5 protein-coding genes are annotated in these 10,275 nt (G+C 60.4%); 4 read left to right on the top strand and 1 reads right to left on the bottom strand.

Features of this window, described 5'->3' with window-relative positions:
• Positions 1–64: 64 nt before the first annotated feature.
• Positions 65–1,735: an SLC13 family permease gene (locus tag ACQREB_RS07705; protein WP_427767314.1), complete on the bottom strand. Its 1,671-nt coding sequence runs from the start codon at positions 1,733–1,735 to the stop codon at positions 65–67.
• A gap of 313 nt (positions 1,736–2,048) precedes the next feature.
• Between ACQREB_RS07705 and ACQREB_RS07700 the strand changes: the two genes are divergently transcribed.
• The 4 genes from ACQREB_RS07700 (at position 2,049) to ACQREB_RS07685 (ending at position 9,857) form a co-directional block, all read left to right on the top strand.
• Positions 2,049–2,420 (top strand): NADH-quinone oxidoreductase subunit A, encoded by a 372-nt coding sequence (locus ACQREB_RS07700; RefSeq protein WP_427767313.1) that lies wholly within the window; start codon positions 2,049–2,051, stop codon positions 2,418–2,420.
• Between the two features lie 74 nt (positions 2,421–2,494).
• On the top strand, positions 2,495–3,955 hold the full coding sequence (locus tag ACQREB_RS07695; RefSeq protein ID WP_427767311.1) for a diadenylate cyclase: 1,461 nt from the start codon (positions 2,495–2,497) through the stop codon (positions 3,953–3,955).
• 18 nt (positions 3,956–3,973) lie between these two features.
• Positions 3,974–5,182, top strand: coding sequence for a magnesium/cobalt transporter CorA (corA, locus tag ACQREB_RS07690; protein ID WP_427767309.1), 1,209 nt, complete (start codon positions 3,974–3,976; stop codon positions 5,180–5,182).
• Positions 5,183–6,020: 838 nt separating this feature from the next.
• Positions 6,021–9,857, top strand: a complete 3,837-nt coding sequence (locus ACQREB_RS07685; RefSeq protein ID WP_427767307.1) for a beta strand repeat-containing protein — start codon at positions 6,021–6,023, stop codon at positions 9,855–9,857.
• Positions 9,858–10,275: the final 418 nt, after the last annotated feature.

The following is a 10,275-nucleotide window of genomic DNA, read 5'->3' as shown; positions in this document are numbered from 1 at the left end:
GGACGCAAAAAAACGTTCCCGCGGGATTGAGCGGGAACGTTTTTCGTGCGGAACGCGGGAACGCTTATTTCGCCGGGACGGCGGCGGAAGCGGAGGCGTCCTGCTCGGGCGCGTCCTTTTCGACGGAACCGGGCGCGAACACGTCCACGGGAGGCGCGGGAACGGCGTGCGCCTCCCCGTTCTTTTCGACTTCGACGTTTTCCGGGGCGAGCATGGACACCTTTTCCGCCGCGACCTCGTGCACCGAGCCTTCCGCGCGGATGGGCGTGAACACGCCGAGATACGCGAGCAGAATCATCATCGCGTAGGTCAGCAGCATGCCGAGCAGGCCGATGATGACGCCCGTCTTCGCCATGCCCTTCGTGTCCACGAGTCCGGTCGCGTGCGCGAGCGCGTTCGGCGGAGTCGAAATCGGAAGCGCCATGCCGAGCGACGAGGCGAACGCCACGGAAACGAGCAGGGCGACCACGCCGCCGAGCGCGTCCATCGAAGCGCCGACGTTCACGCCCACGACCGCGATAATCGGGACGAGCAGGGAAGCCGTCGCCGTGTGCGACATGAAGTTCGCCATGAAAAGGCAGATCACGCCCGCGCCGACCATCAGGCCGAACGCCGGCCACGTGTCGAACGGAATCGCGCCGATCAGGTGAGCCGCGAGCCCCGTCTTCTGCAGGCCGAGACCGAGCGCGAAGCCGCCCGCGACGAGCCAGAGCACGTCCCAGCTCATGCCGTTGAGGTCCTTCTTCGTGATGACCTGCGTCAGCGCGAAGACGGCCATCGGAATCATCGCGACCATGTTTGAGTCGATGCCGACGATGTCCTTGCCGAGCACCCAGAGCAGCACCGTTACCGCGAACGTGACGTAGACGATGATCGCCTTGGGCGTCTTGAGAAATTCTCCGCCGACGTTCAGCTCCATCTTCTTTTTGGAAATCGGGAACATCCACAGCAGCAGCGCCCACGCCGCGAGAATGAGAATGATCACGTAGGGAATGCCGAACGCCATCCATTTGCCGAAGGAGACGGTCGCGTTCATGTCGCCGAGCGCCTTGAGCGCGATCGCGTTCGGCGGCGTGCCGATTGGCGTGCCCATGCCGCCGACGTTCGCGGCGATCGGAATCGCGAGCGCGAACGCCGCGCGTCCCTTGTCGTCTTCGTCGAAAAGCGAGAGCACCGGCGCGAGAATCGCGAGCATCATCGCCGCCGTCGCCGTGTTCGACATGAACATCGAGAAAAGCGCCGTGATCGCCATGAGCCCGAGCAGGACGAACTTCGGATTCGTGCCGAAGGGCTTCAGCAGGAAGCGCGCGAGATTCATGTCGAGCTTGTATTTCGTCGCCGCCGCGGCGAGGAAGAACCCGCCGAGGAAGAGCATGATGATCGGGTCCGCGAACGTCGCCATGATGCCCTTGTAGTTCACGAGATTGGCGAACTTCTCTCCCGTCGCGGGATCGGTCTGGAAGGAGAACAGCGTGTCCCCGCCCGCGCTGAACATCAGCGCCTTGTCCGACACCGTGAGCAGCATCAGCACGATGACGAGCATCGAGGTCGTCCAGATCGGGAACGGCTCGAGAATCCAGAACAGCGCCGCGAGAACGAAAATCGCGATGACGCGGATTTCGACGGCGTTGACGGCGTGAGCGCCGACCAGCCCGAGCGATTCATAAGGCAGGAAGAGACAGCCGACGGCGAGCGCGATCGCGATGACGGCCTTGACGAATTTTGCTTTGTTCATGGGTGGGAGATCTGAAAAATGAAAGCGCCGATGTTACCGATTGTTCCCGCGCCTGAAAAGCTCCAAATTTCGCACGGCCGCGCGGCGCGCGGAAGGTGATGAGGTGATGCGCGCGGAAGGTGATGAGGTGATGAAGTTATGGAGTTATGAAGGTTCTTTGCGCTCGGCTTCGCCGAAAGGATTTCGAAAAATTTTTCGCGAAGCGAAACGCAATCAACCTTCATAACCTCGTAACCTTCATTACCTCCTCACCTTTATCGCCTCCCGTTTCGCCTTGCCAAAACGCGCGGGCGCAAATATCTTCTCAAGCATTATGCAGGAAAATTATCTGCCCATTCTCATTCAGGCGCTCATCGGGATCTGTCTCCCGATTCTGATCATCGTCGCGAGCCACATCACGGGACAGTCCGGACGCTCGAACCGTTCCCAGAAACTGCCCTACGAATGCGGGCTCAAGGGCGAAGGCACCGTCCATCCGCGCTTTTCCGTGCGTTTTTATCTGACGGCGATGCTCTTCATCCTCTTCGACATCGAGGTGGTCTTCCTGATTCCGGCGGCGCTGATCTACCGCGAATTTCTCGGGGCCGGCGTTCCCGTGGTCTGGACGGTGGCGGTGTTCCTGGGCATCGTGATTTTCGGCCTCTGGTACGAAGTGAAGAAAGGAGCGCTGGACTGGGAGCGCTGACGCCGAAAGAAAGCAGGCGCGCGGCACCTGCTTTTTTTGTCTCGACACCTTTTTGACCCCAAACCGTTCGCCCCATGCGCATCGACCGATTCTTATCGCAGAACCGCATCATCGAGCTGAAGAGCCGTGATTTCGCGGCCGCGCTGGGCGAGCTTCTGGACGTCGCGCTGCCCGCGGGAACGCCCGCGGCGATGCGCGACACGCTGCGCAGGACGCTGGAGGAGCGCCAGGCGTCGATGCCGACGAGCGTCGGCGGGAACTACATCACCGTGCCGAACGTGGTCGCGATGATCGATCCGCCGTTCGTGTTCGCCGTCGGCCGGCTGCCGGATGCGGAGCCCGTCGTTCCCGCGCCCGAGCCCGCCGCGCCGGCTCCCGCCGAAGGCGCGCCCGTTCCCGCGGTTCCGCCCGCGGAAGCCGCGCCGCGCGCGCCCGTCGCGGGAACGCTCAACGCCGGGCCGCGCATCATTTTTCTCGTGCTCGCCTCGTCGAAGACGCGCATGTATCACCGCGTGCTTTCCGAAATCGCGCACGCGCTCGCGGACGCCGATTTTCTGACGCGGATCCGCGGCGCGGCGTCGCTGAAGGATTTCCGCGCCGAAATTTCGAAGCTGCTGAAGGGCGTCTCCAGGCAGGCGCAGGACCACGAGTCGGGCATGAACCGCCTGATCGGCAAGGCGGCGCAGCGCCTCGCGCGCGGCACGAAATGCTCCGTGATGCTGATGTTCGCGGACACGTTCCGCACGCCGCCGCTGCTGGAGCACTTCGTCTATCCGACGTTCAAGGTCGTCATCGTCTCCGAGGAGAACTACGATTTTCATTCCGACGCGGGCGAGAAGCCCGAAGTCATCACGGTGCGCTCCTTCGGCAATCACCGCATGTCGCAGCTGCGCGCGGCGATGTTCATCGGGCTGATGCGCGGCATCATCCGCCCGAGCGACCGCGTCTGCTGCATCGGCGGGACGAGCCGCAGCAACCGCCTCGACTCGGTGCTCGTCATCGACGTCGCCAACGAATTTCCGACCGTCATGACTTCGCGCGCGAACGATCTCGTGCCGCAGAAAGTGCGCCCCGAAGTGCTGGAACGCACGATCGCGCTCGCGACCGAGCTCGCCGTCGAGGGCCGCGAAGGCAAGCCCGTCGGCACGATGTTCGTCGTCGGCGAATGCGAAAAGATCCGTCCGCACACGCGCCCGCTGCTGCTGAATCCGCTGAGCGGCTTCGCGCGCGAGGACCGCAACATCACGGGCGCCTTCGTCGAGGAGACGGTCAAGGAACTCGCGCTCATCGACGGCGCGTTCGTCATCGACCACGACGGCGTGATCGATTCCGCGGGCAGCCAGATCACGGCGACGTATCCGGGCGCGAAGCCGCCGCTCGCGAGCGGCTACGGCACGCGCCACGCCGCGGCGTGGGCGATCTCCAAGGCTGTGGACTGCGCCGCCGTCGTCGTTTCCGCGTCCGGCCAAATCACGCTTTTTCGGCACGGCGAACCCATCGTGCTGTTGGAACGCTCCGCCTCGCGGACGATTTGAGGAAAGGAAGACGCGACCATGGCGAAGAACAGGCACCGCATCGCGCGCGCGAAGTTTTTCCGGGAGATTTCGCGCTTCTGGTCGCGTTCCCGCAAGGCGCTGCTCCGCGTGTTCCCGTTCGTGTCGCGCCCCGCCGTCTCCGAAGAAATCGACGACGACGAGGACATGTTCGAAATCGGGCGCGAGCCGGGGCAGCTGCCCGTCGAATCGCCGTTCGACAATCTCGAATCCGCGCAGTTCCGCGTCATCTGCTACGACGAAAACGGCTATTCGCTGGAGGAATTCACCGACGTCGATCGCCTCGCGAAATACGCCGAAGCCGAAAAGGGCATCGTCTGGGTGCAGATGATGGGCATGAAGGATCCGCAGCTGGTGCACGTCGTCGGCGCGCTCTTCAACATCCCGATGCTCGCGCAGGAAGACGTCCTCAACGTCTGGTCGCGCCCGAAATTCGAGGAATACGGCGACGACATCATTCTCGCGGTCGCGCGCGCCGTCCGCCTCGGTGTCGAGGAAATGCAGCCCAAAGGCCAGCAGATTTCTTTCGTCGCGGGAAAGAACTTCCTGATCTCCTTCCACGAAAAACGCGAGCTCGTCTTCGAAAGCATCGAACGGCGCATCGCGGAAAACTCCGGCAAGATCCGCAAGTGGGGCTCGCCCTACCTGCTTTACACCCTCATCGACACGCTCGTGGACCGCATTCTTTACCTCACCGAAGAAATCGAGGACGCGATTTCGGACCTGGAGGACGAGACGGTGCGCGCCGCCGACGGCGACAGCGACGGCGAGGACATCCGCACGATCTACCACCTGAAGCGCCTCGTCGTGCGCATCGGCCGCATGATCTACCCGCTGCGCGACATGGTCCGCACGTTCGAGCGCTACGACCATCCGCTGCTCCCGCCGGAAATGGACATGTATTTTTCCGACCTCTACGACCACACGCTGCGGGCGTTCGACCGCATCGAGCATTCCCGCATCATTCTCCAGGAACTGCAGGATTTCTACCACTCCGAGCACGAGCGGCGCACCAGCGAGATCATCCGCTTCCTCACCGTCATCACCTTCATGTTCATCCCGACGACGTTCATCACCGGATTCTTCGGCATGAACTTCACGCACATTCCCGGGCTGGAATCCGAGGCGGGCGTTTACGTCGTCGGCGGCCTCATGGCGCTCTTCTTCATCGGTTCCGTGATTTTCTTCCGCGTGAAGAAGTGGTTCTGAGCTTCCCGCTCCCGCAGGTTTTTACGGGAGCTGAGCGTCTCGCGCGCCTCCCGAAATCAACAGGGATTACGGGGATTTTCAGGGATTTTTCGGCGGGAACGCAAAGGAGGGCGAGCGTCCCGCTTGCCCTTGAAATCTCCCGAAGAAAATTTTCCCGCCAAGGCGACAAGACGCAAAGATTTTAAATCTTATATTAAAGAAAAGTTTATTAGTGGAGAGGCGACATTCTTGTCGCTTCCTCGAAAATCCGTCCGCAGCAAGTTTCCCCGCCGATTTCGCCTCCGAGCCCAGATTTTATCAGGGAAAGAACGCCGTTCCCGTGTTCAAAAACAAGACTGATATTTATTTGTCGTGGCAAACCTTGATGAATAAAGGGCTTCGCGGCGTTTACCCCTCGGTTTCAGAGACCGAGGCAAGGGAGTTTTTGACCACGGAATACACGGAAAGATCCGGAATTTCCAGCAAATGCGACGTTCTTGCCGCTTCCTCGAAAGCCTTTCCATGCAAGTTTTCCCGCCAAGGCGCAAAGACGCAAAGAATTTTAAGTCCACGAATTGCACGAATTTCACGAATTTTTTTTCCGTGACGCTGTGCAAATTTTTAGCCGCAGATGTCGCGGATGAGCGCAGATTTCGGGAAGGTGCCGTCGCCCCGCGGTCAGCCCTTGTTCGCCCGCGTTCGCGGACGCCTCGAAATGCTGCCGAATCCCGCGCAATTCGATTTTGGGGCAAATCCTTTTGTTCAAGCGGTCTGGACGGCGTCTTCTCCTCGGTCTCTGAAACCGCACATAATCGCGCCCAAAACTTACAGAATAACCGCACAAATCCACAATCACGCAATGAAACCCTCAAAACTGTTTATCACCTCCCTCCTCGCCGCCGCCGCGATGAGCGCCGTTCCCGCGTATGCGACCTCGCTGACGGACGCGACGCTGTTCATCGATTCCTTTGATACGGAGACGATCAACAGCATCACCGATCTTGGCTGGAGTCTCTCCGGCATCTCGGGATCGGATACCGGCATTTATACTTCGACCGGCACGCAGGCGACGATTTCCGCGGGAACGTCCGGCGCGTCGCTTACGACGAATATGCCGAGCGGAAACACCAACCGCTACACTTATTCCGCGATATTCACGGTGGACGCGAGCGTTTTTTCCAGTTCGAACAGCGACGCGGTTCTTCTTGCGGGCACGAATACCGGAACCACGGGCGCGGCTCTGAAAAGCGGAGGGCTCGCCGGGGCTTGGGAGAACGAGGTTTGGGATAACGATACTAGCAATACGCCGATTGCGATTGATAGCGATTGGGCCGTCAATGGTCTGATCACCATCGGCATTTCGTTCGATAACGGCGGAACGAATCTTTATGTTTACGGGAAGGACGGGGTGAAGACCTACAGCGGTCTCAAGGGCTCCGGCAACATCACTTCCATCGGCTTGGCCAAGAGGCTTGCAGGCGTGCAGTATTCCAATCTTTACTGGTTCAATTCCAAGCTCGAACCCTCCGATATGACGAGCGCGATGTCCATCGTCGCGACGGGGACGGACACGAGCTCGACGTCGTATTTCTGGGCGGGAACGGGCTCAAACAATGCGTGGAACACGACGGACACGAACACGAATTGGACTTTGTCCGGGAACGCTTCTGCGTTCGTGAACGACGGGAACGTCTATTTCGGCTCGGACGACGCGCTCGCGAAGACCGTGGCGATCGATTCCGACGTCAGGGCGGGAACGATTTCCGTCGCGGACAATTACACTTTCGCCGTCGGCACGGACGGCTCGCTCGCCGCGACTTCCATCGCCGTCGCCATGGGCAAGACGGCGACCGTGAATCTTGCGGCCGCAAAGACTCTCGCGACCAACATCACTTCCGGCGTGGTCAAGAAAACCGGCGCGAGTGCGCTGACCTACTCGGGCACGATTTCCTCGGGCGCGACGCTCGAAATCGCCGAAGGCGGCACGATTTCCGTCGGAGCAAGCGGCGCTGGAACGCTTACGGGCGCGAACGTGTTTTCGGGCACGCTCAATAACGGCGGAACACTGAATATTTCCGGCGGCGTGACGAACGTCACGGGCGTCGAAAAGCTCAACGGTAACGTCGTCATCGCCTCGGGCGCGACGCTCTACAGCGCGACGACGGATGCCGTCACGTGGCATAATTCTGCTGCATCTCAGATTCTCAACGTTCTCGGCACGTTGCATTTGGACGCGCGTTGGTCGATGGGATCCGGAAAGAAAATCGTTCTTTCGGGCGGCACGATTACGGGAACGGGGGGGCAGAATAATAATCAGACCGTCTCCTTGGATTATTTTGGTAGCGGCACAATCGCCACGGAAGTCGGGGCGACCAGATCGCAGATTTCCGCCAACATTCGGATAAAGGATACGCTGACGTTTGACGTTGCCGCGGATTTGGCGGTGAGCGGCGATATCGTAAAGACAAACAACACCAACGCGAAAATCGTCAAGCAGGGCGCTGGAACGCTGACGCTTTCCGGCAGGAACACATATCGCTCGCTGGAGATTTCCGCCGGCAAGCTCGTCGCGGCGAGCGCGGGCGCGCTCGGCTCGGGGGCAATCGCAAACGCGGGAACGCTCGAACTCGCCGCTGCGACGGGAACGGTTTCCAACGTGATTTCCGGTGCGGGCGAGCTTACGAAAACTGGCTTGGGCACGGTGACGCTCGCGGGCACGAACATGTACACGGGGCAGACGACTGTTTCTGCGGGCACGCTTGTCGCGGGCAACGCGTCCGCGCTCGGCAGGGGCAACGTTGTCGTCGCGGACGGCGCGACGCTTGCGCGCGGATTGACAAGCGGCTCCGTGGCGATCGGCGGTACACTGACGACGAACGGCGCGGCGATTCTTTCGACCGGCGCGCTGAACGCGGGCACGGCGGCGTTCGCCGTGACGGGCGCCGTGACGCTCGACGCGGGAACGATTTTCAATCTCAGCGCTCTTGAAACCGGAATGCTGATTTCGGCGGGAACGGTGACGTTCGGCGACGGCTCCGCGACGCCCTCTTTGGCGAACTTCCTCCTGAACGGCAATGTTTTCGGAAATCGAACGAATTTAACGGTTTCCAACACCGACGGCGTGCTCGCGATCGATTCCGTGACGCAGAACGCGCTCGCGCTCACTTGGGCGGGCGGAGATTCCGGCACGTGGAAGGCGAACGGAAGCGGTTGGAGTGTGACGACGTCCGGGAGCGCCGAGACTTTCCAGGTCGGCGACAGCGTCGAGTTCACGAGCTCCAATGCGGGAACGGTTTCCGTGGAGGGGAACGTCACAGTCGATACGATGAAGGTTTCTTCGGGAACGTATACGTTCGACGCGGCGTCGGGCGGCGGAAAGATTTTCTCTACGGGCGCAGTGTCGGTCGAAAGCGGAGCGACGATGAATCTGAACGGCGGCGTGCTCGGTAGCCTTGGCGGCGGTTTCGTCGTGCAGAACGGCGGCACGCTGAACGTCAATGCTGCCGTGACGACGTCGAGTGCGCTGAGCGTGGACGGCACGCTGACGAGCTCGGTTGCGGTTTCCGCGACGCAGCTTTCCGGCTCGGGAAGAATCGACCTCGGCTCGACGGGAACGCTGAGTCTGTCCGATTCGACAAAGTTCAACAATTGGATGGGAACGGTGGCGTTCAAGGACAGAACGATTACTCATACTGCGTTTTTCATGGCGAATTACGGCACGACGGGGTCGACGATTGAGTTCTCGGGCGTGGACGGCGTTTTCGCCGAATTCGCCGAAACGGTGAATGCCAATCTGCATCTCGTCAATTCGACTACGAACGGTAAAAATTACGGCTACAAGGTCACGAACGGAACTTCGACCGGCGCCGTGACTTTCGCGGGAAAGATTACCGGCACCGGCGATATCGTGATGGCGTGGGGCACGGGAACGGCGTTCACTTTCACCGGAAACGTTTCCGAGTTCGAGGGAAAGTTTTCCAACACTGGAAAGACTTCGGGCGCCAATACCAACGTCGTTCTGACTTTTTCTGGAACGCCTCAACTTTCCGAAGGACAGAGCTCCGTTTCCGGAAAAGGCAACATCGAGTGGGGGAACAACTGCTCCGTCGTTTACAATTACGGAGCTGCGGATGTTCAAGCCGACAATAAAATCGTTTCCGCCATTCTCAAGAAGCAAGGAACTGGTTCGCTGAAGCTGACGCAGGCGAACACCTACACGGGTGGGACGACGGTCGAGGCGGGAACGCTGATCGCGGCGAACACGAGCGCGCTCGGGACGGGGCCGGTGACGGTGAACAGCGATGCGAAACTGCAGGTGAAAGCCGGCATGAACGTGACCGTTTCGACGGCAAACAGCACGACTGTGACGATTGCGGAAGGCGCGAAGCTCGTGATTGATTTCGCGGGCGTCGATCTTCCCGCGGGCGCGGAAGAGCGGACGTTCGCCATCATGACGGCGGCGGTGTTCTCGATTTACGGGACCACGCTTTCCGGAGATGACGTGACGACGAGGATGGCGGACGCGTGGGAGCTCCTCAACGGAGACGAAGCGTGGCTCAACAGTGCGAAGTGGACGCTTGACGGCAACACGCTGCAGCTGACGCTGACGATTCCGGAGCCGTCGGTGTTCGGGCTGTTGGCGGGGCTCGGGGCGCTCGCGCTCGCGGGAACGCGCCGTCGCCGGAAGAAAGCTTAAAAGTTTAGGAGTGGAGGAGTTTAAAAGGTAATTACTTTTCAACTTTTTAAATCTTCTCTACTCCTCGACTTTTTCTCATCCATTTTTTCATAGTGTGTGTTAGTTAGTGTGTGCGTCCCCGGGGAGAAATCCTCGGGGACGTTTTTTTGTGCGCCTTGGGAGCGGAGACGTCCGCGTCTCCGTCGCGGCGGCGCGCGCAAAGGAACAGGGATTTCGGGGATTTTAAGGGATTGGATTCACTCCCGCGGGAACGGCGTACCGGGAAAACGTCGAACGTTTCGGGCGGTTGCGCCTTTCAGGCGCGGCGCATATGCGGTTTTTCCCCAAGCGCGCGCGTTGTCGCGCGCATGGGGTTATGTTTGTTTCGCCCCGTCGGGGCGGTGAAGTTTCCGTTCGCGGTTTTTCGCAGGGCAAGCGG

It is taken from the genome of Candidatus Spyradosoma sp. SGI.093, from assembly GCF_050314555.1.
GTDB lineage: Bacteria > Verrucomicrobiota > Verrucomicrobiia > Opitutales > UBA953 > Spyradosoma.
The sequence above is the reverse complement of the archived record's forward strand: the minus strand, read 5'-3'. Positions and strand labels throughout refer to the sequence as shown.